General features: G+C 43.9%; 14 protein-coding genes, 13 tRNA genes, 3 rRNA genes and 1 pseudogene. 29 read left to right on the forward strand and 2 right to left on the reverse strand.

What is annotated here, in order from left to right; all coding sequences use genetic code 11:
• The first annotated feature begins 12 nt into the window (after positions 1-12).
• The 21 genes from rpsM to DDV21_RS00680 all read left to right on the forward strand — a co-directional run bounded on the left by rpsM (position 13) and on the right by DDV21_RS00680 (position 10,385).
• Complete coding sequence (gene rpsM / locus DDV21_RS00580; RefSeq protein ID WP_116878536.1) at positions 13-378, forward strand: 30S ribosomal protein S13; 366 nt, start codon at positions 13-15, stop codon at positions 376-378.
• A gap of 18 nt (positions 379-396) precedes the next feature.
• Positions 397-780, forward strand: a complete 384-nt coding sequence (gene rpsK, locus DDV21_RS00585) for a 30S ribosomal protein S11 (protein WP_116878537.1) — start codon at positions 397-399, stop codon at positions 778-780.
• 50 nt (positions 781-830) lie between these two features.
• Positions 831-1,769 (forward strand): DNA-directed RNA polymerase subunit alpha, encoded by a 939-nt coding sequence (locus DDV21_RS00590; protein ID WP_116878538.1) that lies wholly within the window; start codon positions 831-833, stop codon positions 1,767-1,769.
• A 17-nt stretch (positions 1,770-1,786) separates the two neighbouring features.
• The gene (rplQ, locus tag DDV21_RS00595; RefSeq protein WP_116878539.1) at positions 1,787-2,173 is read left to right on the forward strand and encodes a 50S ribosomal protein L17; all 387 of its coding nucleotides are present in this window, start codon (positions 1,787-1,789) and stop codon (positions 2,171-2,173) included.
• 529 nt (positions 2,174-2,702) lie between these two features.
• The gene (locus DDV21_RS00600) at positions 2,703-3,977 is read left to right on the forward strand and encodes a glutamate-cysteine ligase family protein (protein WP_116878540.1); all 1,275 of its coding nucleotides are present in this window, start codon (positions 2,703-2,705) and stop codon (positions 3,975-3,977) included.
• A gap of 283 nt (positions 3,978-4,260) precedes the next feature.
• Positions 4,261-5,817, forward strand: a 16S ribosomal RNA gene (locus DDV21_RS00605).
• A gap of 72 nt (positions 5,818-5,889) precedes the next feature.
• A tRNA-Ala gene (locus DDV21_RS00610) sits at positions 5,890-5,962 on the forward strand.
• A 205-nt stretch (positions 5,963-6,167) separates the two neighbouring features.
• A 23S ribosomal RNA gene (locus tag DDV21_RS00615) occupies positions 6,168-9,066 on the forward strand.
• Positions 9,067-9,124: 58 nt separating this feature from the next.
• Positions 9,125-9,240, forward strand: a 5S ribosomal RNA gene (gene rrf / locus DDV21_RS00620).
• Together the 16S, 23S and 5S rRNA genes with 13 tRNA genes alongside form the textbook arrangement of a ribosomal RNA operon.
• A gap of 4 nt (positions 9,241-9,244) precedes the next feature.
• Positions 9,245-9,317, forward strand: a tRNA-Val gene (locus tag DDV21_RS00625).
• Positions 9,318-9,363: 46 nt separating this feature from the next.
• Positions 9,364-9,434: transfer RNA gene (locus DDV21_RS00630), tRNA-Gly, on the forward strand.
• Between the two features lie 29 nt (positions 9,435-9,463).
• Positions 9,464-9,537 (forward strand) — tRNA-Ile (locus DDV21_RS00635).
• 15 nt (positions 9,538-9,552) lie between these two features.
• A tRNA-Glu gene (locus tag DDV21_RS00640) sits at positions 9,553-9,624 on the forward strand.
• A 6-nt stretch (positions 9,625-9,630) separates the two neighbouring features.
• A tRNA-Ser gene (locus DDV21_RS00645) sits at positions 9,631-9,720 on the forward strand.
• Between the two features lie 75 nt (positions 9,721-9,795).
• Positions 9,796-9,869: transfer RNA gene (locus DDV21_RS00650), tRNA-Met, on the forward strand.
• A gap of 14 nt (positions 9,870-9,883) precedes the next feature.
• A tRNA-Phe gene (locus DDV21_RS00655) sits at positions 9,884-9,956 on the forward strand.
• 9 nt (positions 9,957-9,965) lie between these two features.
• Positions 9,966-10,046 (forward strand) — tRNA-Tyr (locus tag DDV21_RS00660).
• A gap of 4 nt (positions 10,047-10,050) precedes the next feature.
• Positions 10,051-10,121 (forward strand) — tRNA-Trp (locus DDV21_RS00665).
• Between the two features lie 16 nt (positions 10,122-10,137).
• Positions 10,138-10,210 (forward strand) — tRNA-His (locus DDV21_RS00670).
• A gap of 8 nt (positions 10,211-10,218) precedes the next feature.
• A tRNA-Gln gene (locus DDV21_RS00675) sits at positions 10,219-10,290 on the forward strand.
• Between the two features lie 11 nt (positions 10,291-10,301).
• Positions 10,302-10,385 (forward strand) — tRNA-Leu (locus DDV21_RS00680).
• 81 nt (positions 10,386-10,466) lie between these two features.
• Here DDV21_RS00680 and DDV21_RS11845 read toward each other — a convergent pair.
• Positions 10,467-10,631 (reverse strand): annotated as a pseudogene (locus DDV21_RS11845) (site-specific integrase); the annotation flags it as partial.
• 96 nt (positions 10,632-10,727) lie between these two features.
• On the opposite strand from DDV21_RS11845, the gene DDV21_RS00690 reads away from it, so the two are divergent.
• From DDV21_RS00690 to DDV21_RS00720, 6 genes are all read left to right on the forward strand, one after another.
• Positions 10,728-11,282 carry a cysteine hydrolase family protein gene (locus tag DDV21_RS00690; RefSeq protein ID WP_116878382.1) on the forward strand — a complete coding sequence of 185 codons (555 nt, stop codon included), beginning with the start codon at positions 10,728-10,730 and terminating at the stop codon, positions 11,280-11,282.
• A 639-nt stretch (positions 11,283-11,921) separates the two neighbouring features.
• Complete coding sequence (locus DDV21_RS00700) at positions 11,922-12,443, forward strand: hypothetical protein (RefSeq protein WP_116878381.1); 522 nt, start codon at positions 11,922-11,924, stop codon at positions 12,441-12,443.
• Positions 12,444-12,731: 288 nt separating this feature from the next.
• A complete protein-coding gene (gene ispE / locus DDV21_RS00705) occupies positions 12,732-13,577 on the forward strand; it encodes a 4-(cytidine 5'-diphospho)-2-C-methyl-D-erythritol kinase (protein ID WP_116878380.1) in 846 nt (281 codons plus the stop codon).
• A gap of 78 nt (positions 13,578-13,655) precedes the next feature.
• On the forward strand, positions 13,656-14,099 hold the full coding sequence (locus tag DDV21_RS00710; RefSeq protein ID WP_116878379.1) for a zinc-dependent MarR family transcriptional regulator: 444 nt from the start codon (positions 13,656-13,658) through the stop codon (positions 14,097-14,099).
• A 2-nt stretch (positions 14,100-14,101) separates the two neighbouring features.
• The gene (locus DDV21_RS00715) at positions 14,102-14,803 is read left to right on the forward strand and encodes a metal ABC transporter ATP-binding protein (protein WP_116878378.1); all 702 of its coding nucleotides are present in this window, start codon (positions 14,102-14,104) and stop codon (positions 14,801-14,803) included.
• A complete protein-coding gene (locus DDV21_RS00720; RefSeq protein ID WP_116878377.1) occupies positions 14,800-15,612 on the forward strand; it encodes a metal ABC transporter permease in 813 nt (270 codons plus the stop codon). Before DDV21_RS00715 ends, DDV21_RS00720 begins: the two co-directional genes overlap by 4 nt.
• Positions 15,613-15,816: 204 nt before the next feature.
• Here DDV21_RS00720 and tyrS read toward each other — a convergent pair whose 3' ends face one another.
• Entirely contained in the window at positions 15,817-17,073 is a 1,257-nt protein-coding gene (gene tyrS / locus DDV21_RS00725) for a tyrosine--tRNA ligase (protein WP_116878376.1), read from the reverse strand.
• A 106-nt stretch (positions 17,074-17,179) separates the two neighbouring features.
• Between tyrS and pbp1b the strand changes: the two genes are divergently transcribed.
• Both pbp1b and rpoB read left to right on the forward strand, forming a co-directional pair.
• Positions 17,180-19,465, forward strand: a complete 2,286-nt coding sequence (gene pbp1b, locus DDV21_RS00730) for a penicillin-binding protein PBP1B (protein WP_116878375.1) — start codon at positions 17,180-17,182, stop codon at positions 19,463-19,465.
• Between the two features lie 382 nt (positions 19,466-19,847).
• On the forward strand, positions 19,848-23,408 hold the full coding sequence (gene rpoB, locus DDV21_RS00735; RefSeq protein ID WP_116878374.1) for a DNA-directed RNA polymerase subunit beta: 3,561 nt from the start codon (positions 19,848-19,850) through the stop codon (positions 23,406-23,408).
• The last annotated feature ends 80 nt before the right edge of the window (positions 23,409-23,488 follow it).

Genomic DNA, 23,488 nt, shown 5'->3' on the forward strand with positions numbered 1-23,488 from the left:
AAAGGAGAAAAAATGGCTCGTATTGCTGGAGTAGATATCCCAAATGATAAACGTGTAGTGGTTTCATTAACCTATATTTATGGAATCGGTTTGTCAACAGCGAAAAAGATTTTAGCGGCTGCTGATGTGTCAGAAGATATCCGTGTTAAAGATTTAACAACAGATCAAGAAGATGCTATTCGCCGTGAAGTTGACAATGTCAAGGTTGAAGGAGATCTTCGCCGTGAAGTTAACTTAAACATCAAACGTTTGATGGAAATTGGTTCATATCGGGGAATCCGTCATCGTCGCGGTCTGCCTGTTCGCGGACAAAACACCAAAAATAACGCTCGCACCCGTAAAGGCAGAGCAGTTGCAATTGCTGGTAAGAAGAAATAAAATAGGAGGTGGCAAAAATTGGCTAAACCAACACGTAAGCGTCGTGTAAAGAAAAACATCGAATCCGGTGTTGCTCATATTCACGCTACATTTAATAACACTATTGTTATGATTACAGATGTGCATGGTAATGCGATTGCATGGTCATCAGCTGGAGCTCTTGGGTTTAAAGGTTCTCGTAAATCAACTCCATTTGCGGCTCAAATGGCTTCTGAGGCTGCTGCAAAATCTGCACAAGAACACGGTCTTAAAACTGTTGAAGTTACTGTCAAAGGCCCTGGTTCAGGCCGTGAGTCAGCTATTCGTGCACTCGCCGCTGCCGGTCTTGAAGTGACTGCAATCCGTGATGTGACTCCTGTGCCGCATAATGGTGCCCGTCCTCCAAAACGTCGTCGTGTATAATCATATAATTAGGTAAGTAGTACACAAGATTCGTTTCGAGGGGGAAATAAATGATTGAGTTTGAAAAACCAATAATAACAAAAATTGATGAAAATAAAGATTATGGCAGATTTGTTATCGAACCGCTGGAACGCGGCTATGGAACAACTCTAGGTAATTCTCTTCGTCGTGTGCTTCTGTCTTCACTTCCGGGTGCAGCAGTAACATCAATTAAGATTGATGGAGTACTCCACGAATTTGACACAATCCCGGGTGTACGCGAAGATGTTATGCAGATTATCCTTAATATTAAAGGACTGGCAGTAAAATCTTACGTAAATGATGAAAAAACTATTGAACTGGATGTTGAAGGCCCAGCAGAAATTACTGCCGGTGATATTTTGACTGACAGCGATATTGAAATTGTTAATCCTGATCACTATTTATTTACAATCGCAGAAGGCTATAATTTGAAAGCAAGTATGACCGTTGCAACAAATCGTGGCTATGTTCCTGCTGAAAATAATAAAAAAGATGACGCACCTGTGGGAACACTAGGAGTGGATTCCATATACACACCAGTGAAAAAGGTTAATTATCAAGTGGAACCTGCCCGTGTCGGCAGCAATGATGGTTTTGATAAATTAACAATCGAAATCATGACTAATGGAACAATCATTCCGGAGGATGCTCTTGGTCTTTCTGCCCGTGTTCTGATGGAACATTTAAACCTGTTTACTGATTTAACCGAAGTAGCTAAGACAACTGAAGTAATGAAGGAAGCTGAGACAGTTAACGATGAGCAGGTGCTTGACCGTACTATCGAAGAATTAGACTTATCAGTACGTTCATATAACTGTTTGAAGCGAGCAGGGATCAACACTGTTTTTGATTTAACTGAGAAGACAGAACCGGAAATGATGAAAGTCCGCAACCTTGGCCGCAAGAGTCTTGAAGAGGTTAAAGTTAAACTTGCAGACCTTGGTCTCGGCTTGAAAAATGATAAATAATAATATAGGAGGATGAAATGGCTTACCGTAAATTAGGACGTACGAGTTCACAGCGTAAAGCAATGCTTCGCGATCTGACTACAGATTTGATTATCAACGAGTCAATTGTTACAACAGAAGCACGTGCCAAAGAAATTCGTAAAACGGTTGAAAAGGTGATTACTTTAGGTAAACGCGGTGATTTACACGCCCGCCGTCAGGCTGCTGCCTTTGTTCGTAATGAAATTGCGTCAGAAAGCTATGACGATGCTACAGATAAGTATACATCAACAACAGCATTACAAAAACTGTTTGATGAAATCGCACCTCGCTATGCTGAACGCAATGGAGGCTATACACGTATTTTAAAAACAGAACCACGCCGTGGTGATGCTGCTTCAATGGCTATCATTGAATTAGTATAAATCATCAATTTTGTTGAGTGTTATGATGATGGGTTTATATCAGTAAATCTTAGTCTAGCTCTGGTCTGCCGCTAGGTTTGTCCTAGCGGTAACACTCATCATGATGTTACGAAACTAACGCTTGTTTGCGAAAACACTCTCCCCCCTAGAATGTTTTCGCAAGCAGGTGTTTTTATGTCCTATTTAGAAATGCAAATCATTATTCAATAAAAAATCAAAAGCTGACTAATAAACTTAAAGATTGACTGCCGGGACTTTTGCGACAAGAAGCATAGTGCAAAATCCTAATAAACAAGATATCTGAACTCATTTCTGCCTATGTTTGCCACCTGGTCTATGATTCAGCTTGACACACTGCACTTTGGTATTGGAAGGACAATAATATATCTGTGTAAACAAGATACCATAGAAATGGCCAGGCAGGCTTTTTATGCTTCCAAAAAGATTTAATGGTTTTCGTTAAACAACAATCGTTGGTTTTTATACTTATTTTTGCTATAATAGTGCTCAAACACCAAAGGAGGAGCCTATGAGCATAGCGGTCGATCTGTTAAAAGAAAAGTATATGCTGCCGATAAAGGAAAATCCGGAACTTTATGTGGGAGTGGAATTAGAGTTTCCTATTGTCAATTTAGCTCAACAAGCTACTGATACGGCTGTTGCTAAAGGCCTTTTTTCTTATTTAGCCAAGAGCGACTTAGGCTTTGAGACTGAAGAACAGGACTGGGAGGGAAATCCTGTTCAGCTGGTAAATAACAGTGGTGATCGCATTTTATTTGAAGTCTCATACAATATTTTAGAATTTGCCTTTGCTAAAGCAAAGACCGTGCAGGCTGTAGAAGCAAAATTTTCTGCCTATCTCAAGGTTATTCAAGCCTATCTGAGGGAGCGGGGACATGAATTACAAGGATTGGGAATTCATCCTAACTGGCATCTGAATGACAACTCTGCTGTGCGTTTGCCGCGCTATCAGATGCTTTTAGCATTTTTAGATCTTTCTAAGAAAAAAAGAAATCCCTTTTTTCATTCTTATCCTCAGTATGGTTCTTTTATCTGCGGAAATCAAGTACAGCTAGATGTCAGTCGGAACAATTATTTAAAAGTCATCAATGCTTTTAACAAAATTGAATCGGCTAAAGCCTATCTTTTTGCAAATTCAGAATTTAGCAGTGAAAACTGGGATACTAAAATTGCCAGAGACATTTTTTGGGAGCAGTCTATGCATGGCTGTTTTCAGGAAAATGTGGGAGTTAACAGCCATGATTTTCAGAGTGAAGAAGATTTCTTTGCTCATTTAGCACAAACAGCAATCTTTACCGCAGAAAGAAAGGGAAAATCTCTGTATTTTGAGCCGATTAGAGTTGTGGATTATTTGGACAAAAAGGCTATACTTGCTTATGACATAAAAGGGAAGGAAGTTGAAATAGAGCCTGAACAAAGGGATTTACAGCTTCATCGAAGTTATCAGTACCAAAATCTGACGAAGCGGGGAACAGTCGAGTTTCGCAGTGTCTGCACTCAAAAGATGGAGAATACATTTGCTCCAACTGCTTTTCACTTGGGATTAATTGCCAATTTAAGTAAATTGGATCAGCTTTTGGCGGACAGTCTTTTTTTAAAAAAATATGGATCGGATTACAGGAATTTACGAAGGTACTTTTCCAGAAAACAGCTGGCTGCTGCTGATCATGATCATATCAGCGCATTCAGCCGGCAATTGCTGGAGTGTGCGGAGCAGGGATTGATTAAAAGAGGTTATGGAGAAGAAAAATATTTAAAAAATCACATAAATAGCTTGACATAATCGGCAGAGAGATGCTATACTAATGAAGCTGTCAGAGGGGGGAAGGGTTTCTGTAGGCCCAATCTTTCTTTAAGAGGCTTTTGATATGTGATGAGCGTGAAAAAAAGTCCAAAAGGTTCTTGACAGCCGAGTCGGGATTTGCTAGAATAAAGGAGTTGGTCTCGCAGGAGGACATGACCTTTGAAAACTGAATAAAAACCAAGACGTGCGGGTTAAGGAATTAACCTGTCAAAAAAAGAATCTGTCAGCGGACAGAAAAGACGAGCAAGAACAAGCTCATATTAGTGATGAGAGTTTGATCCTGGCTCAGGACGAACGCTGGCGGCGTGCCTAATACATGCAAGTGGAACGCTTCTTTCTTACCGAGTGCTTGCACTCACAAGGAAGAGGAGTCGCGAACGGGTGAGTAACGCGTAGGTAACCTGTCTTTAAGAGGGGGATAACTATTGGAAACGATAGCTAATACCGCATATTTTTCTCAGACGCCTGTTTGAGGGAAGAAAGGGGCAAGAGCTCCGCTTAGAGGTGGACCTGCGTTGTATTAGCTAGTTGGTAGGGTAAAGGCCTACCAAGGCGACGATACATAGCCGGCCTGAGAGGGTGAACGGCCACACTGGGACTGAGACACGGCCCAGACTCCTACGGGAGGCAGCAGTAGGGAATCTTCGGCAATGGGGGGAACCCTGACCGAGCAACGCCGCGTGAGTGAAGAAGGAATTCGTTTCGTAAAGCTCTGTTGTAAGTGAAGAACGTGCTTGAGAGTGGAAAGTTCAGGCAGTGACGGTAACTTACGAGGAAGGGACGGCTAACTACGTGCCAGCAGCCGCGGTAATACGTAGGTCCCGAGCGTTGTCCGGAATTATTGGGCGTAAAGGGAGCGCAGGCGGTTTTGTAAGTCAGAAGTCAAAGGCATTGGCTTAACCAATGTATGCTATTGAAACTGCAGGACTTGAGTGCAGAAGGGGAGAGTGGAATTCCATGTGTAGCGGTGAAATGCGTAGATATATGGAGGAACACCGGCGGCGAAAGCGGCTCTCTGGTCTGTTACTGACGCTGAGGCTCGAAAGCGTGGGGAGCAAACAGGATTAGATACCCTGGTAGTCCACGCCGTAAACGCTGAGTGCTAGGTGTTAGGCCCTATCCGGGGCTTAGTGCCGGAGCCAACGCAATAAGCACTCCGCCTGGGGAGTACGACCGCAAGGTTGAAACTCAAAGGAATTGACGGGGGCCCGCACAAGCGGTGGAGCATGTGGTTTAATTCGAAGCAACGCGAAGAACCTTACCAGGTCTTGACATCCCTCTGCTAGGTCTAGAGATAGACTTTTCCTTCGGGACAGAGGAGACAGGTGGTGCATGGTTGTCGTCAGCTCGTGTCGTGAGATGTTGGGTTAAGTCCCGCAACGAGCGCAACCCTTATGGTTAGTTGCCATCATTCAGTTGGGCCCTCTAGCCAGACTGCCGGTAATAAACCGGAGGAAGGTGGGGATGACGTCAAATCATCATGCCCCTTATGACCTGGGCTACACACGTGCTACAATGGCTGGTACAACGAGTTGCGAGTCGGTGACGGCAAGCTAATCTCTGAAAGCCAGTCTCAGTTCGGATTGGAGGCTGCAACTCGCCTCCATGAAGTCGGAATCGCTAGTAATCGCGGATCAGCACGCCGCGGTGAATACGTTCCCGGGCCTTGTACACACCGCCCGTCACACCACGAGAGTTTGTAACACCCGAAGTCGGTGAGGTAACCTAATGGAGCCAGCCGCCGAAGGTGGGATAGATGATTGGGGTGAAGTCGTAACAAGGTAGCCGTATCGGAAGGTGCGGCTGGATCACCTCCTTTCTAAGGAAAAGAAGTCGCAAGACTTTAGAACGGATACGTCAGAGGTTTTTATTCAGTTTTGAGAGGTCATGTGGGGCCTTAGCTCAGCTGGGAGAGCGCCTGCTTTGCACGCAGGAGGTCAGCGGTTCGATCCCGCTAGGCTCCATTATCTAGGGGAACCTAGATAAAGAGATAGGACGTATGCCGCCTCATGCGCAAGTCGCAGGGGGGATGGTTCTATGCTTTAGTCCATTGAAAATTGAATACCTCAACCACATTTATGATGGCAGGTCAGAGAGAGGTCTGTGCCTGCCATGATAGAACATAAAAAGAAACCGAAACGCTGAAAGAAGACCGAAGAGAGAAAATAAGGTTAAGTTAGTAAGGGCGCACGGTGGATGCCTAGGCACTAGGAGCCGAAGAAGGACGTGACAAACAACGAAATGCTTTGGGGAGCTGTAAGTAAGCGAGGATCCAGAGATGTCCGAATGGGGGAACCCACCAGCTAGAGGCTGGTATCCCACACGATAGCGTGTGAGGAAGGAAGACGCGGTGAACTGAAACATCTCAGTAGCTGCAGGAAGAGAAAGCAATAGCGATTGCCTGAGTAGCGGCGAGCGAAAGGGCAGGAGGGCAAACCGGAGTGTTTACACTTCGGGGTTGAAGGACTGCCGTCAGGTTACATAGAGCTATAGAAGAATTATCTGGGAAGATAAGCCAGAGAGAGTAAGAGCCTCGTATTTGAAATAGTTATATATAACCGGCAGTATCCTGAGTACGTCGGGACACGAGGAATCCCGACGGAATCTGGGAGGCCCATCTCCCAACCCTAAATACTCCCTAGTGACCGATAGTGAACCAGTACCGTGAGGGAAAGGTGAAAAGAACCCCGGAAGGGGAGTGAAATAGCCCCTGAAACCGTGTGCTTACAAGAAGTTCGAGCCCGTTAATGGGTGAGAGCGTGCCTTTTGTAGAATGAACCGGCGAGTTATGTTTAGATGCGAGGTTAAGCTGAAGAGGCGGAGCCGCAGGGAAACCGAGTCTGAAGAGGGCGGATGAGTATCTAGATGTAGACCCGAAACCAAGTGACCTACCCATGAGCAGGGTGAAGGTGCGGTAAAGCGCACTGGAGGCCCGCACCAGGGCACGTTGAAAAGTGCTTGGATGACTTGTGGGTAGCGGAGAAATTCCAAACGAACTTGGAGATAGCTGGTTCTCTCCGAAATAGCTTTAGGGCTAGCGTCGGTGTGAAGGAGTCATGGAGGTAGAGCACTGTTTGGGTAAGGGGTCCTTCCCGGATTACCAAACTCAGATAAACTCCGAATGCCATAGACTTCCGCCCGGCAGTCAGACTGCGAGTGCTAAGATCCGTAGTCGAAAGGGAAACAGCCCAGACCACCAGCTAAGGTCCCCAAATAACTATTAAGTGGAAAAGGATGTGGGGGTGCAGAGACAACTAGGATGTTAGCTTAGAAGCAGCTATTCATTCAAAGAGTGCGTAATAGCTCACTAGTCGAGTGCCCCTGCGCCGAAAATGTACCGGGGCTGAAATAGTTTACCGAAGCTGTGGATACCGCAAGGTATGGTAGGAGAGCGTTCTATGTTCGGCGAAGGTGTACCGTGAGGAGCACTGGAGGGCATAGAAGTGAGAATGCCGGTATGAGTAGCGCAAGACAGGTGAGAATCCTGTCCACCGCAAGACTAAGGTTTCCAGGGGAAGGTTCGTCCGCCCTGGGTTAGTCGGGTCCTAAGGAGAGACCGAAAGGTGTATCCGATGGTCAACAGGTTGATATTCCTGTACTGGTATCAGGAGAGAAGGAGGGACGCAGGAGGCTAGCTCAACCGGACGAATGGAAGAGTCCGGCCAAGCAGTGAGGTGAGTGAAGAGTCAAATGCTTATCACTAATGACACTGAGCTGTTAAGGGGAGCGAAGTTAATAGTAGCGAAGTGAGTGATGTCCCACTGCCAAGAAAAGCTTCTATCGTAGAGAGATACCACCCGTACCGCAAACCGACACAGGTAGTCGAGGCGAGTAGCCTCAGGTGAGCGAGCGAACTCTCGTTAAGGAACTCGGCAAAATGACCCCGTAACTTCGGGAGAAGGGGTGCTGACTAAGGTCAGCCGCAGTGAAGAGGCCCAAGCAACTGTTTATCAAAAACACAGCTCTCTGCGAAATCGCAAGATGATGTATAGGGGGTGACGCCTGCCCGGTGCTGGAAGGTTAAGAGGAGCGCTTAGCGGAAGCGAAGGTGTGAATTGAAGCCCCAGTAAACGGCGGCCGTAACTATAACGGTCCTAAGGTAGCGAAATTCCTTGTCGGGTAAGTTCCGACCCGCACGAAAGGCGTAATGATTTGGGCGCTGTCTCAACGAGAGACTCGGTGAAATTTTAGTACCTGTGAAGATGCAGGTTACCCGCGACAGGACGGAAAGACCCCATGGAGCTTTACTGCAGTTTGATATTGAGTATCTGTAAGACATGTACAGGATAGGTAGGAGCCAAAGAAGGAGGGACGCCAGTTTCTCTGGAGGCGTTGTTGGGATACTACCCTTGTGTTACGGCTGCTCTAACCCGGTAGGTTATCCCTTACGGAGACAGTGTCTGACGGGCAGTTTGACTGGGGCGGTCGCCTCCTAAAAGGTAACGGAGGCGCCCAAAGGTTCCCTCAGATTGGATGGAAATCAATCATAGCGTGTAAAGGCAGAAGGGAGCTTGACTGCGAGACATACAGGTCGAGCAGGGACGAAAGTCGGGCTTAGTGATCCGGTGGCACCGTATGGAAGGGCCATCGCTCAACGGATAAAAGCTACCCTGGGGATAACAGGCTTATCTCCCCCAAGAGTTCACATCGACGGGAGGTTTGGCACCTCGATGTCGGCTCGTCGCATCCTGGGGCTGAAGTCGGTCCCAAGGGTTGGGCTGTTCGCCCATTAAAGCGGCACGCGAGCTGGGTTCAGAACGTCGTGAGACAGTTCGGTCCCTATCCGTCGCGGGCGTAGGAAATTTGCGAGGGGCTGCTCCTAGTACGAGAGGACCGGAGTGGACTTACCGCTGGTGTACCAGTTGTTTTGCCAAGGGCACAGCTGGGTAGCTAAGTAGGGGAAGGATAAACGCTGAAAGCATCTAAGTGTGAAGCCTGCCTCAAGATGAGATTTCCCATAACAGTAGGTTATTAAGAGCCCTGAGAGAAGAACAGGTAGATAGGTTAGGAGTGTAAGTAGTGTGAGCTATTAAGCGGACTAATACTAATTGCTCGAGGACTTAACCAAGGCGTAAGGAGAGGGAGAGGTATTCAATTTTGAGTAGACTAGAGGTTTATTCATCGAGTTAAGTGACGCTAGCCTAGGGGATACACCTGTACCCATGCCGACCACAGCAGTTAAGCCCTAGAACGCCGGAAGTAGTTGGGGGATGCCCCCTGCGAGATAAGGAAGTCGCTTAGCAAGGGGGAGTTTAGCTCAGCTGGGAGAGCATCTGCCTTACAAGCAGAGGGTCAGCGGTTCGATCCCGTTAACTCCCATAGTTCTAAAAAGAACATTTAACTAGGAATACGTTCCAAGTGAAAAGCGGGTGTAGTTTAGTGGTAAAACTACAGCCTTCCAAGCTGTTGTCGCGAGTTCGATTCTCGTCACCCGCTTTTTAATTTCTACTTCCCAAGTTTTTCTTGGGCGCGTAGCTCAGCTGGTTAGAGCGCACGCCTGATAAGCGTGAGGTCGGTGGTTCAAGTCCACTCGTGCCCATTAATATAATATGATGGTCCGTTGGTCAAGGGGTTAAGACACCGCCTTTTCACGGCGGTAACACGGGTTCGAATCCCGTACGGACTATTATCTGGAGGATTACCCAAGTCCGGCTGAAGGGAACGGTCTTGAAAACCGTCAGGCGTTTAACAGCGTGCGTGGGTTCGAATCCCACATCCTCCTTTTTGGCTTCCCAGTTGTATGGACGCTTTAGGAATTGTCCCTATTGTTAGGGCAAACTTATTTTATTAGTATCATCGCGGGATGGAGCAGTTAGGTAGCTCGTCGGGCTCATAACCCGAAGGTCGTAGGTTCAAATCCTGCTCCCGCAATTGGAAAAACATTTGGCTCGGTAGCTCAGTTGGTAGAGCAATGGATTGAAGCTCCATGTGTCGGCGGTTCGATTCCGTCCCGCGCCATCTTTCTGCGGAAGGGTAGCGAAGAGGCTAAACGCGGCGGACTGTAAATCCGCTCCTTCGGGTTCGGGGGTTCGAATCCCTCCCCTTCCATTTTACGGGCATAGTTTAAAGGTAGAACTAAGGTCTCCAAAACCTTCAGTGTGGGTTCAATTCCTACTGCCCGTGTTTTTCGGATATTATGGCGGGTGTGGTGAAGTGGTTAACACACCAGATTGTGGCTCTGGCATGCGTGGGTTCGATCCCCATCACTCGCCTTTAGTATTGGGGTATAGCCAAGCGGTAAGGCAAGGGACTTTGACTCCCTCATGCGTTGGTTCGAATCCAGCTACCCCAGTTCATAATTTTGCCGGCGTGGCGGAATTGGCAGACGCGCTGGACTCAAAATCCAGTGTCCGCAAGGACGTGCCGGTTCGACCCCGGCCGCCGGTATAGTTTAAAGTAAGGCAAAACTCTTGATACACAAGAGTTTTTTGCTATTTTCTTTGTATTCTGTCCCAAATTTTATCCCAATTATATCTGGTTCATAATTTCTTCAACTACTTTGAATTCAGTATCTATTCTTTCAGCCATGGTATGACCATATACCTTTATCAACATTTGGATATCTTTGTGACCTAGTATTTTTGCAACCACACCCATATCAATATTATTATGGAGTAAGTATGAGTCGCCGGTATAGCTTAAAGTCTTCAAATGTTAGTTTGAAGGCTTTTTATTTATGTTATAATTAGTAATAATAGTATTTAAAAATTTTTATGGAGATTAATTAACGTGACCAAAGCTTTGTTACTAATAGATATTCAAAAAACATTTCGAGATGGTTCTTGGGGCCATAGAAATAATGAGTCTGCTGAATTAAATGCAGCAAAATTATTAAATAAGTTTAGACAGCAAAATGATTTAGTGATTCACATTAATCACAGAAGCGAAAATCCTAGCTCTCGTTTTTTCTTTGAAAATGCTGGCTTTGAATTTCAAGATTTGATAATGCCATTAAATAATGAAATAGTCATTTCAAAATATGTTAATAGTGCTTTTATTGGCACTAATTTAAAGGCTCTACTAGATAATCATAAAATTGATACACTTGTTATTGTTGGTCTGACGGCTCCCCATTGTGTTTCAACTACAGCACGTATGGCAGCTAATTATGGTTACAGAACGATATTAGTTGAAGATTCTACAGCTTCTTTTGCAATAGAAAACTATAATGGTAAAACGTTTAGTGCTCAAGAGATTCATGACATTACTATTGCTACTTTACACGATGAGTTTGCACAAATTTCTTCGACAAAAGATTTTTTAGTAAATTATCACAACTATTGATATAATAAATTTAATTTTTCTGCTAAACTTTTTTGTTTTGATGGATATAAATGAGAATATGTATCTATTGTGGTAGTGACAGAAGCATGTTTTGGATGCTCTTTTACAACTAGATATTAGTGACGAAACATGTGAATGTCTGAAATCATGGTTCCTTATCCTTATTAAATCAAAATTTATTAACTTTAAAAAGCACTTGGCAGCACTCAAAATCCAGTGTCCGCAAGGACGTGCCGGTTCGACCCCCAGTTGCCGGTATAGCTTACGGTCTTCAAATGTTAGTTTGAAGGCTTTTTTATTGTGATCATAATAGAACATCTAACCTCCGTAATCTTTAAATTTTTTAGTGAACCGCTTGTTTTTGATAATGTAACAGCTGTGTTTTACTCACTATTTTTAATTTTATAAAGCAGTCTGTGATGTTACTAATAGCTGCCAAAAGTTCTGAGAGAATCTAAGGGAATGAATTGCATTACCAGCTTAATATAGTTGGGGAAGATATTAACATAGATTTTAAGTTCAGCTGAGAAGCACGGTTTTTTAGTTAGAAAGTTGTAAATTGGGATGATATAAAACCGTGTGACAGTGATTTATTAAAACTCATTTTAGAAAACTATCATTTTTTGATATAATTTTATTATGAAAACAATTAAAGAAATTTATGCTCAGCATGCTGAGTTTCCCTATATTGCTCCGCAATATAAAGCTGACTTACAGCGCAAGCCGATTCCTAAGCGCAATATGGTACGGACGGCAGAAGGACTTTTACCGGGACATGTTATTTTACTGTGGCGCATTCAGTTTGGAACCTATACTACTAAATCTGCCTTGCATAAGTATTTTTATACTACTTACGGTATTGATGCACAAAAAGAGCTTGTTTGGTTAATTAGTGAGGATTATATCAAGATTGACAGCGCATTTGGTTCGTTAAAACACATATCAGCTTTGCAGTTGAAAGCGTTTCTCAAAGATAAACAAGTATCGGGGCTGTCTAAAATGAAACGCTCTGATTTGGAGGCTGCTGTACAGAAGTATTTTTCGGAAGAAGAACTCTCAAAATATTTTGATTTACGGGGCTATAGTCTGTTGCCGAAAGGGAAAGAAATTTTAGCGCAGCACACTGAGATTGTTGACAGGCACCCAAAGAAAACGTTCTAATAGTTCCCCGTCGTACTTTTCAGGTTATTGCTTGTTTAAAGAGTTAACCTCTGCTTGACACAGATTGCGATTTTAGAAACAGCAAGAAGTTAATATCGTTTAAAAAGGAGCTAATATGTATGCGGAAGCGGGGGAAGTTAATCCTTGTACAGAAAAAGTGCTTGCTGAAACATCCTGTATTGACTTATCCATTAACCCGCCTTAATTTGAAGTGTTTAAGGTTCTCATAAGAGAACTATTTTTGTTATAATACTGATAAGTTTTATATCTTATTAAAGGATTTGTAGTATGTCAATCATAGAAAAAGCACCTGCAAAAATTAACTTAGGGTTGGATATCGCTGGAAAAAGAGCTGATGGCTACCATGATCTGTCAATGCTGATGGTAAGTGTTGATTTGAATGACTATATCACTGTTTCTGAAGCAGAGGGGAGTAGTATTATCATCGAATCAAACAGTCTCCGCATGCCGCTGAATGAAAAAAACGATGTTTATAAAGCAGCTCTTTTGCTGAAAAAACGCTGTAATGTTGATGCAGGTGTTAAAATAACTGTGGAGAAGAGGATTCCTATTTGTGCCGGTCTTGGCGGCGGTTCTACCGATGCTGCGGCTACTCTCAGAGCCTTAAATAAATTTTGGGGACTGCATCTTCCTGATGAAACATTGCTGGATTTAGGTTTTACAATTGGCAGTGATGTTCCGTATTGTATTGGAGGGGGATGTGCGCTTGTCAGCGGGAAAGGGGAGATTGTCGAACCGCTGGAGGTTTCTCTTTCTGCTTGGGTTGTTTTGGTTAAACCGGACTTCGGTGTTTCCACACCATCTGTTTTCCGTGACATTTCTCCTTCTATTTCGCGTGTTGATATTTCGGCATTGCGGGAGGCAGCTGAAGCGGGAGACTACCAGCAGCTGCTCTGCCATATGGGAAATTCTCTGGAAGATATTACAATAGCAAGAAAGCCCTTTATCCAAAAGGTTAAAGACCGTCTTCTAAAGTGCGGTGCTGATACCGCTCTTATGACCGGAAGTGGTCCGACGGTGTTTGCCCTCTGCCAGAGCGAGAAAAAGGCAGACCGGCTTGTTAATAGTATGAAAGGGTTTTGCAAAACGGTTTATAAAGTGAGAATGCTATAGGAGCAAAAGAGTTTGCTTCTTTTTTTCTTTCGTGCTATAATTGATTAACTGGTTAACAAAAAAACAAGGAGGTGCTAAATGCTATCTTTGGACAGGAAATTAGATCATCTTATTAAAAAAGTTTTATTAAAGTCAGAGAATCAGCATGAATTGCTTTTTGGCCCCTGCAAAAGCGGCGAAAAACTGACCAATACCCAAGAACACATTCTGATGTTATTGGCTGAACAGCAGTTAACAAATTCTGATTTAGCTAAAAAGCTAAATATTAGTCAGGCTGCAGTGACTAAGGCTGTTAAAAGTCTTGCTAAAAAAGGCATGCTGGTTTCTGTTAAAGATAAGGAGGATGCCCGAGTGACCTATTTTACCCTGACAGATCCTGCATGGCCTGTTGCTGAGGAGCATAGACGGCATCACCATCGCACATTAGCTGTTTATCAGGAGCTGCTGGCTGCGTTTACAGAGGAAGAGCAAGCTATTATTCAACGTTTTTTAACTGTTTTTGAAGAGCGATTAGAAAGGTAAAAATGCGATACATTACAGTTCAGAATTTATCGTTTCAATATGATAACGACCCTGTTTTAGCTGAAGTAGACTATCATCTGGACAGCGGGGAATTTGTGACCTTAACCGGAGAAAACGGGGCAGCTAAATCAACGCTGATTAAGGCTACCTTAGGCATTTTACGGCCTAAAGTAGGTTCGGTCACAATAGCTAAAAAAAATATAAAAGGCCAAAAATTGCGTTTGGCTTATCTGCCGCAACAGATTTCCAGTTTTAACGCCGGATTTCCCAGTACCGTTTATGAGTTTGTCAGATCCGGACGCTATCCCCGAAACGGATGGTTCAGACGTCTGACAAAACATGATGCAGCCCATATCAAAGCCAGTTTAGAATCCGTTGGGATGTGGGAGAGCCGGCAGAAGCAGATTGGCAGTCTTAGCGGCGGTCAAAAGCAGCGTGTCATTATTGCCCGTATGTTTGCCAGCGATCCGGATATTTTTGTTTTGGATGAACCCACAACCGGTATGGATGCAGGCACTACAGAAACCTTTTATGAATTGATGGCTCACAGTGCGCATCAGCACCAAAAAGCTGTTTTAATGATTACGCATGATTCCGAAGATGTCAAGGATTATGTGGATCGTAATATTCATCTGGTACGCAATCAGAATCTGCCTTGGCGCTGTTTTAATATTCATGAGGGAGATGGGAGGGCCGCACAATGACTGAGCTCTTGTCTTATGATTTTATGCAGCGGGCCTTGATGGCAGTCGTTGCAATCAGTGCGTTTTCACCAATTTTAGGTATTTTCCTTATCTTACGCCGTCAAAGCCTGATGAGCGATACCCTGAGCCACGTTTCTCTCGCCGGAGTAGCTTTTGGTATTTGGCTAGGCTATTCACCAGCTTGGACGACTATTTTAATCGTTGTCTTAGCGGCTGTTTTGCTGGAGTATCTCAGTCAGGTTTACCGCAGTTATATGGAAATTGCTACGGCTATTTTAATGTCTTTGGGTCTAGCAGTTTCACTGATTATTATGAGTCAGGCGGATAATGCGGGAAGTATCAGCCTGGATCAATACCTATTCGGCTCAATTATTACTATCAGTCAAGGTCAAGTGACTGCACTTTTTATCATTGCTGCCTTAGTGTTGCTGCTGACCTTATTATTCTTTAGGCCCATGTATATTTTGACTTTTGATGAGGATACTGCTTATGTGGATGGTCTGCCTGTACGGCTGATGTCGGTTCTTTTTAATATTGTAACAGGAATCGCTATTGCTTTAATGATTCCCGCAGCAGGAGCCCTGCTTGTGTCAACTATTATGGTTCTTCCTGCCAGTATCGCAATGCGTTTGGGAAAAAGTTTTAAGGCTGTTATTGGCTTGGCTATCGGAATTGGTTTTATCGGCATGGTGTCAGGAATCTTTATCTCCTATTATGCGGAAACTCCTGCAAGTGCGACGATTACTATGATTTTCATCAGTATTTTTTTGGTGGTCGCTTGCTTGAAAAAAGCGTTAAAGCACAATTAGCACTGTCAGTGCTTTTCGCAGCTTATCTTTACTGCATTTATACAGCTTTCAGAAGCTGGATAGGAGGCGGTTAGATTTCCCCCGTCACTTGAGAATATGATTTTGGACTCACAGTTTGGCATAATCTCAATAAGAATCAGTTAACTGATTATACATTTTATAACTAAAAAACAAGGGAAGTATTTATCTTCCCTTGTTTTTAAATTAATAGGTTAAAACAAAGTATTTTTTCTTGCCGCGTCGGATAACGGTCAATTCATCATCAATCTTATCCTTATCTGAAAGGTTGTAAGCGGAATCCTGGATACGGCTGCCATTAATGTAAATGGCACCGTTTTGCAAGTCTTCCCGTGCCTGCCTCTTAGAATTGACAATTCCTGCCTTGACTAGGATTTCAACAATATTAAAGGATTCCTCCGGTTGGACAGCGTAATTGGGAACATTGCTGAGACCCTGTTTTAATTCTGCGGCAGAGAGGTTTTGAATGTTGCCGCTGAAAAGTTGTTCAGTGATATTAAGTGCCTCTTTATAGGCCGTTTCACCGTGAACAAGTGTAACAACCTCCCGCGCCAGAACTTTTTGTGCCAAACGCTTATGAGGTTCTGCTTCAAATTCTTGACGGATGTCTTCAATTTCTGCTAAAGGCAGAAAGGTAAAGATTTTTAGGAAACGGACGGCATCTTCATCCATGACATTGAGCCAAAACTGGTACATTTCATAAGGGGAAGTTTTGCTGGCATCAAGCCAGACAGCATTGCCTTCAGATTTGCCGAATTTCTTGCCTGTTGCATCAGTAATTAGCGGAACAGTGATAACATGGCCGGTTTTATCAGCTTTACGGCGCAAAAGTTCGGTTCCGGCAGTCATATTTCCCCATTGATCAGAGCCTCCAACTTGGAGTGTCACACTATGACGGCGGTTAAGCTCATAAAAATCATAGCCCTGCATGATTTGATAGGCAAACTCTGTGTAAGAAATACCACTCTCGATACGTTTCTTGACCGATTCTTTACTCATCATATAATTGACAGTAAAGTATTTACCGACATCCCGTAAAAAATCAATAAAGCTGATATCAGCAAACCAATCATAATTATTAACCATTACGGCCTTATTGTCTCCGTTCTCAAAATCGAGAAAACGGGAAAGCTGTCCTTGAATTTTAGCTGCCCAGCCGTCTACAGTCTCTTTAGTCTGCAGGCTGCGCTCAGTGTCTTTAAATGATGGATCGCCGATAAGACCTGTCGCACCTCCTACAAGAGGGTAGGGCTTGTGCCCCGCAAGCTGCAGGTGGCGGCAGACTAAAATTGGGACCAGATGTCCCAAATGAAGGCTGTCGGCAGTTGGATCATAGCCTGAGTAAAAGGCCAGCTGCCCCTCCGTCAGCGCTTCTTTCAATGCTTCTTCATCAGTTGTTTGAAAAATCAAACCGCGTTCTTTGAGCTCTTCAAAGATAGTCATGAGCTTCTCCTTATTCAGAAATATATGTCACAGGCCATTATACCAAAAATAAGTCTTTATATGCAAGTGCTGCTAAATTTGATATAATATAAACTGAGGTGCTGTCATGTTCAAGTGGAAAAAAATAAAAACCAAACAAAATCTATCCCTTTGGGATTTGGGGTCTGTCTGTCTCAGAACCTTAAAATTAATGACGGACTTTTTCTATGTGGTTATTTTGTTGTTTGCTATGTTGGGAGCAGGTCTGGCTCTAGGTTATCTGGCCAGTCAGATTGATTCAGTTAAAATTCCCAGTAAAGCCAGCTTGGTCAGCCAGGTGGAGTCTTTAACGATGATTTCTGAGATGACCTATGCTGATGGGAGTTCAATTTCTGAGATTGATACTGACTTATTAAGAACTCCTGTTGACGGTGATGCTATTTCAGATAATATTAAAGAAGCCGTTATCGCTACAGAAGATGAGAATTTCACCAGTCACGATGGAGTTGTTCCTAAAGCTGTTTTTCGGGCTACTTTAGCTTCAGTTTTGGGTCTGGGAGAAACAAGCGGCGGTTCGACTTTGACACAGCAACTCTTAAAACAGCAGGTACTGGGTGATGACCCTACTTTTAAACGGAAATCAAAGGAAATCATCTATGCATTAGCGCTTGAGCGTTACTTAAGCAAGGAAGAAATTCTGACGGACTATCTGAATGTATCTCCCTTTGGCCGCAATAATAAAGGAGAGAATATTGCTGGAGTCGAAGAAGCTGCCCAAGGTATCTTTGGTGTTTCTGCCAAAGATTTAACGATTCCTCAGGCGGCTTATCTGGCTGGGCTTCCGCAAAGTCCGATTGTCTATTCTCCTTATACTGCAGAGGGGAGCTTTAAATCTGATGAAGATATGGAGTACGGTTTGCAAAGGCAGGAAAACGTACTCTATAACATGTATCGGACAGGTGTACTGACTAAAGCAGAGTATACAGAATATAAGGGCTATGATATCCGTCAGGATTTTATCGAGCCGGAGACTGCAGAGGTCGCTGACCATGATTATCTTTATTACGCTGTGTTAGAGGAAGCTCAGGATGCTATGTACAGTTACCTTATTGAAAGAGATGAGGTTTCTAAACAAGATTTAAAAAATGATGAAACCAAGCTTGCTTACCGCAAAAAAGCACTTGAAGAGCTGCAGCAAGGCGGATATACAGTTCAAACGACTATCAATAAAAAAGTTTATGATGCGATGCAGTCAGCTGTCAGCCAGTACGGCAATGTTTTAGATCAAGGGAGTTCTCAGGCTGTTGAAGTCGGCAATGTGCTGATGAACAATAAAACAGGAGCGATTCTAGGCTTCATTGGCGGCAGAAACTACAGTCAAAATCAAAACAACCATGCCTTTGATACTGCCAGATCTCCAGGTTCCAGCATCAAACCGATTATTGCTTACGGACCTGCTATCGATCAGGGACTTATGGGAAGTGCTAGTATTCTGTCGAATTACCCAACCACTTTTTCCAGTGGACAGAAAATTATGCATGGCAGTGATGAGGGAACTGCTATGGTGAATCTGCAGGAAGCGCTCAATACCTCATGGAATATTCCTGCCTACTGGACTTACAAGTTATTGAGAGAACAAGGTGTTGACGTTGAGAGCTATATGACTAAACTGGGTTATGATATTGCAGATTATTCGATTGAGAGCCTTCCTCTGGGAGGAGGAATAGAAACTACGGTTGAGCAGCAGGTCAATGCTTACCAGATGATTGCTAATCAGGGAATCTACCAAGAAGGCTATATGGTAGAGAGTATTGTTGACAGTGAAGGCAAAACCATTTACGAACATAAGGAAAATCCTGTACGTGTTTTTTCTGCAGCTGCAGCAACAATTTTGAATCAGCTGTTGAGAGAACCGATTACAAGCGGAGGAACAACTAAATTTTATGAAGATTTAAAGGGGCTTAATGAGAATGCCTCAACCGCTGACTGGACGGGAAAAACAGGAACTACAGACAATTATTCAGATGTCTGGCTGATTGTCTCTACCCCAACAGCCACTCTTGGCGGCTGGGCCGGGAATGATGATAATGCGTCTTTAGCAGATTCTGCCGGTCATACTTATAACGCTCAATATATGGCCTATTTAGTAGATGCCATTCACGATGCTGATCCAGGTGTATTTTCTGTTTCTGAAAAATTTGGTTTAGATGAAAGTGTTGTGAAGTCAACCGTGCTCAAGTCAACCGGTCTCCAATCAGGAACCGTATCGGTTAACGGCCGCAATATTACAGTTGGCGGTGAAACTACTACAAGTTACTGGGCTAAAAACGGTGCTGGCTCCATGACTTACAAATTTGCTATCGGCGGGACTGACAGCGATTATGAGAAAGCTTGGGCAGCTCTGGGACGCTGATACAGTCTATTTGGCTTTATCTTTTAAAAAATAAATAGTGAATTTCAAAAAGGCAGTGTTGAAGTATATCATATTTGCTTTTTTGGAGGAAATACGTTATAATAATGACAGTTATTTGTCGTCTGATTCGGCTGAAATATTGTCCAGCCGAAGATTACAGCAGTTAAATCAAGCTTTGAAGAGTCGATTTAGCTGCTCTTTTTGTGCCTATTTTTTGGGAAAATTGATATTGTAACATATATTTAAAGATTCTGAAAAATAGAAAATCAGAGGGCAATTTTTTGAATTGATGTTCATCAAGCTTGTGAGACTGGGAAACAAAAATTAGTCTTTTTGTTTTACTGGGGAAACTCACCATCATATTTTTAAAGGAGCGAAAAACGTGGCAGGACATGAAGTGCAGTACGGGAAACATCGTACACGTCGCAGCTTTTCAAGAATTAAAGAAGTTCTTGATTTACCTAATTTGATTGAAATTCAAACAGACTCATTTCAAGAATTCCTGGATAATGGTTTGAAGGAAGTTTTTGAAGATGTGCTTCCGATTTCAAACTTTACCGATACCATGGAACTTGAGTTTGTCGGTTATGAGTTTAAAGAGCCTAAATATACGCTTGAGGAAGCACGTATCCACGATGCAAGTTATTCAGCGCCTATTTTTGTGACTTTCCGCTTGATTAATAAGGAAAGCGGCGAGATTAAAACACAGGAAGTCTTCTTCGGCGATTTCCCGATTATGACTGAAATGGGAACGTTCATTATCAATGGCGGTGAGCGGATTATTGTCAGCCAGCTGGTTCGTTCGCCTGGAGTTTACTTTAATGATAAAATAGACAAAAACGGTAAAGTGGGTTACGGTTCGACTGTAATCCCTAATCGCGGAGCTTGGCTGGAATTAGAAACTGACGCCAAAGACATCGCTTATACACGGATTGACCGGACGCGAAAAATACCGTTTACAACATTGGTTCGTGCTCTGGGCTTCTCGGGAGATGATGAGATTGTTGATATCTTTGGTGACAGCGATCTTGTGCGCAACACTATTGAGAAAGATCTTCATAAGAATCCTAATGACTCTCGGACAGATGAGGCGTTAAAAGAAATATACGAACGTCTTCGTCCGGGAGAACCTAAAACAGCTGAAAGTTCACGCAGCCTCTTAATTGCGCGTTTCTTCGATCCGCGCCGGTATGATTTGGCGGCAGTGGGACGCTACAAGATTAATAAAAAACTCAATGTTAAAACTCGGCTTCTGAATCAAACTCTTGCTGAGAATCTTGTGGACAGTGAAACAGGTGAAATTCTTGTAGCTGCCGGTACAGTAATGACACGGGATATTCTTGATTCAATTGCTGAGAAGATTGATCAGGGCTTAAACAGTTTTGTTTACACTCCTAACGATTATGCTGTTATCACAGAGCCGGTTGTTCTTCAAAAATTTAAGGTTCTTGCTCCTAATGACCCGGACCGCATCGTTACCATTGTTGGCAATGCCAATCCGGGAGATAAGATTAGAGCTCTCACACCTGCTGATATATTAGCTGAAATGAGCTATTTTCTGAATCTTGCCGAGGGTCTTGGCAAAGTTGATGATATTGATCACTTAGGGAACCGCCGGATTCGGGCGGTCGGAGAACTCTTGGCCAATCAGTTTCGGATCGGGCTGGCCAGAATGGAACGCAATGTCCGTGAGCGAATGAGTGTGCAGGAGAGCGAAGCTTTAACGCCTCAGCAAATTATCAATATCCGTCCTGTTACTGCAGCGGTCAAAGAGTTTTTTGGCTCTTCGCAGCTGTCTCAGTTTATGGATCAGCACAACCCCTTGTCAGAATTATCGCATAAGCGGCGGCTGTCTGCCCTTGGTCCCGGCGGTTTGACACGCGACCGTGCCGGCTATGAAGTGCGTGATGTGCACTATACTCATTACGGCCGTATGTGTCCGATCGAAACACCTGAAGGTCCAAATATTGGTTTGATAAATAATTTATCTTCGTACGGCCACTTAAACAAGTACGGCTTCATTCAAACGCCTTACCGTAAGGTTGACCGCAAGAGCGGTATTGTCACAAATGAAATTGTTTGGCTGACGGCAGATGAAGAGGATGAATATACGGTAGCGCAAGCTAATTCAAAACTTAATGAAGACGGAACTTTTGCCGATGAGATTGTTATGGGACGCCACCAAGGAAATAACCAGGAATTTCCGGCAACTGCTGTTGATTATGTTGATGTCTCGCCTAAGCAGGTTGTTGCGGTTGCAACCGCATGTATTCCTTTCCTAGAGAATGACGACTCTAACCGTGCGCTTATGGGAGCTAACATGCAGCGTCAGGCTGTGCCTTTGATTGATCCTCATGCGCCTTATGTTGGCACAGGAATGGAATATCAGGCTGCTCATGATTCGGGTGCTGCAGTTATTGCGCAGCATGACGGACGCGTAACTTTTTCAGATGCCGAAAAGGTCGAAGTTCGCCGCGAGGATGGGTCGCTTGATGTTTACCATATTACGAAATTCCGCCGCTCCAATTCAGGCACTGCCTATAACCAAAGAACATTGGTTAAGGTCGGAGACCTTGTTGAAAAAGGGGATTTTATTGCCGATGGTCCGTCTATGGAAAAAGGAGAAATGGCTCTGGGTCAGAATCCGATTGTTGCCTATATGACTTGGGAAGGCTACAATTTTGAAGATGCTGTTATCATGAGCGAACGGCTGGTTAAGGACGATGTCTATACCTCAGTCCATTTGGAAGAGTTTGAATCAGAAACACGCGACACCAAATTAGGCCCTGAAGAAATTACACGTGAAGTTCCTAATGTTGGTGAAGATGCTCTCAAAGATCTTGACGAGATGGGTATTATCCGCATTGGAGCTGAAGTTAAAGAAGGTGATATCCTTGTTGGGAAGGTAACTCCTAAGGGTGAGAAAGATCTTTCTGCTGAAGAACGTCTGCTTCACGCTATCTTTGGTGATAAATCACGGGAGGTTCGCGATACTTCTTTGAGGGTTCCTCACGGGGGAGACGGTGTTGTCCGCGATGTGAAGATTTTTACTCGGGCTAATGGCGATGAACTGCAGTCGGGTGTCAATATGCTGGTGCGTGTTTACATCGCTCAAAAACGGAAAATCAAAGTCGGAGATAAAATGGCCGGCCGTCATGGAAATAAAGGTGTTGTCTCACGAATCGTTCCTGTTGAGGATATGCCATATCTTCCAGATGGAACGCCAGTTGATATTATGCTGAATCCGCTTGGGGTTCCGTCACGGATGAACATCGGTCAGGTTATGGAACTTCACTTGGGGATGGCTGCCCGCAATCTTGGCATCCATATTGCTACACCTGTCTTTGACGGAGCCAGCTCAGAAGATTTGTGGGAAACTGTAGGTGAAGCCGGTATGTCTTCTGATGCTAAAACAGTCCTGTATGACGGCCGCACGGGAGAACCGTTCGATAACCGTGTGTCTGTTGGAGTGATGTACATGATTAAACTGCACCACATGGTTGATGATAAGCTTCATGCGCGTTCAGTGGGACCTTACTCTCTGGTTACGCAGCAGCCACTTGGCGGTAAAGCGCAGTTCGGCGGTCAGCGGTTTGGAGAAATGGAAGTTTGGGCTTTAGAAGCTTACGGTGCTTCAAATGTTCTGCAGGAAATCCTGACTTATAAATCAGATGATGTTAACGGCCGTCTGAAAGCTTATGAAGCTATCACAAAAGGCAAGCCTATTCCAAAACCGGGTGTTCCCGAGTCTTTCCGGGTGCTTGTAAAAGAATTGCAGTCACTTGGCCTTGATATGCGGGTGCTTGATGAAGATAATCAAGAAGTGGAGCTTCGCGATCTGGATGACGGTGAAGATGACGACGTCATGCATGTTGATGATCTTGAAAGAGCGCGGCAGAAACAGGCTCAGGAAGCAGCTGAATTTAATGATGAGGAAAAATAATTCTCCTTATCTGCTCTGCAAGAAATAAAAATACTAGTGCTAAAGTTTGTTAAACATTAAAACTAGTCTTATAGCTATAT

It is taken from the genome of Streptococcus chenjunshii (assembly GCF_003086355.1).
Lineage (GTDB): Bacteria > Bacillota > Bacilli > Lactobacillales > Streptococcaceae > Streptococcus > Streptococcus chenjunshii.

Bases quoted from the DNA above. Each gene is read 5' to 3' on its own strand.
- rpsM (WP_116878536.1), top strand. From the start codon at position 13: ATGGCTCGTATTGCTGGAGTAGATATCCCAAATGATAAACGTGTAGTG.
- DDV21_RS00590 (WP_116878538.1), top strand. From the start codon at position 831: ATGATTGAGTTTGAAAAACCAATAATAACAAAAATTGATGAAAATAAA.
- rplQ (WP_116878539.1), top strand. From the start codon at position 1,787: ATGGCTTACCGTAAATTAGGACGTACGAGTTCACAGCGTAAAGCAATG.
- DDV21_RS00600 (WP_116878540.1), top strand. From the start codon at position 2,703: ATGAGCATAGCGGTCGATCTGTTAAAAGAAAAGTATATGCTGCCGATA.
- DDV21_RS00700 (WP_116878381.1), top strand. From the start codon at position 11,922: ATGAAAACAATTAAAGAAATTTATGCTCAGCATGCTGAGTTTCCCTAT.
- ispE (WP_116878380.1), top strand. From the start codon at position 12,732: ATGTCAATCATAGAAAAAGCACCTGCAAAAATTAACTTAGGGTTGGAT.
- DDV21_RS00710 (WP_116878379.1), top strand. From the start codon at position 13,656: ATGCTATCTTTGGACAGGAAATTAGATCATCTTATTAAAAAAGTTTTA.
- DDV21_RS00715 (WP_116878378.1), top strand. From the start codon at position 14,102: ATGCGATACATTACAGTTCAGAATTTATCGTTTCAATATGATAACGAC.
- DDV21_RS00720 (WP_116878377.1), top strand. From the start codon at position 14,800: ATGACTGAGCTCTTGTCTTATGATTTTATGCAGCGGGCCTTGATGGCA.
- tyrS (WP_116878376.1), bottom strand. From the start codon at position 17,073: ATGACTATCTTTGAAGAGCTCAAAGAACGCGGTTTGATTTTTCAAACA.
- pbp1b (WP_116878375.1), top strand. From the start codon at position 17,180: ATGTTCAAGTGGAAAAAAATAAAAACCAAACAAAATCTATCCCTTTGG.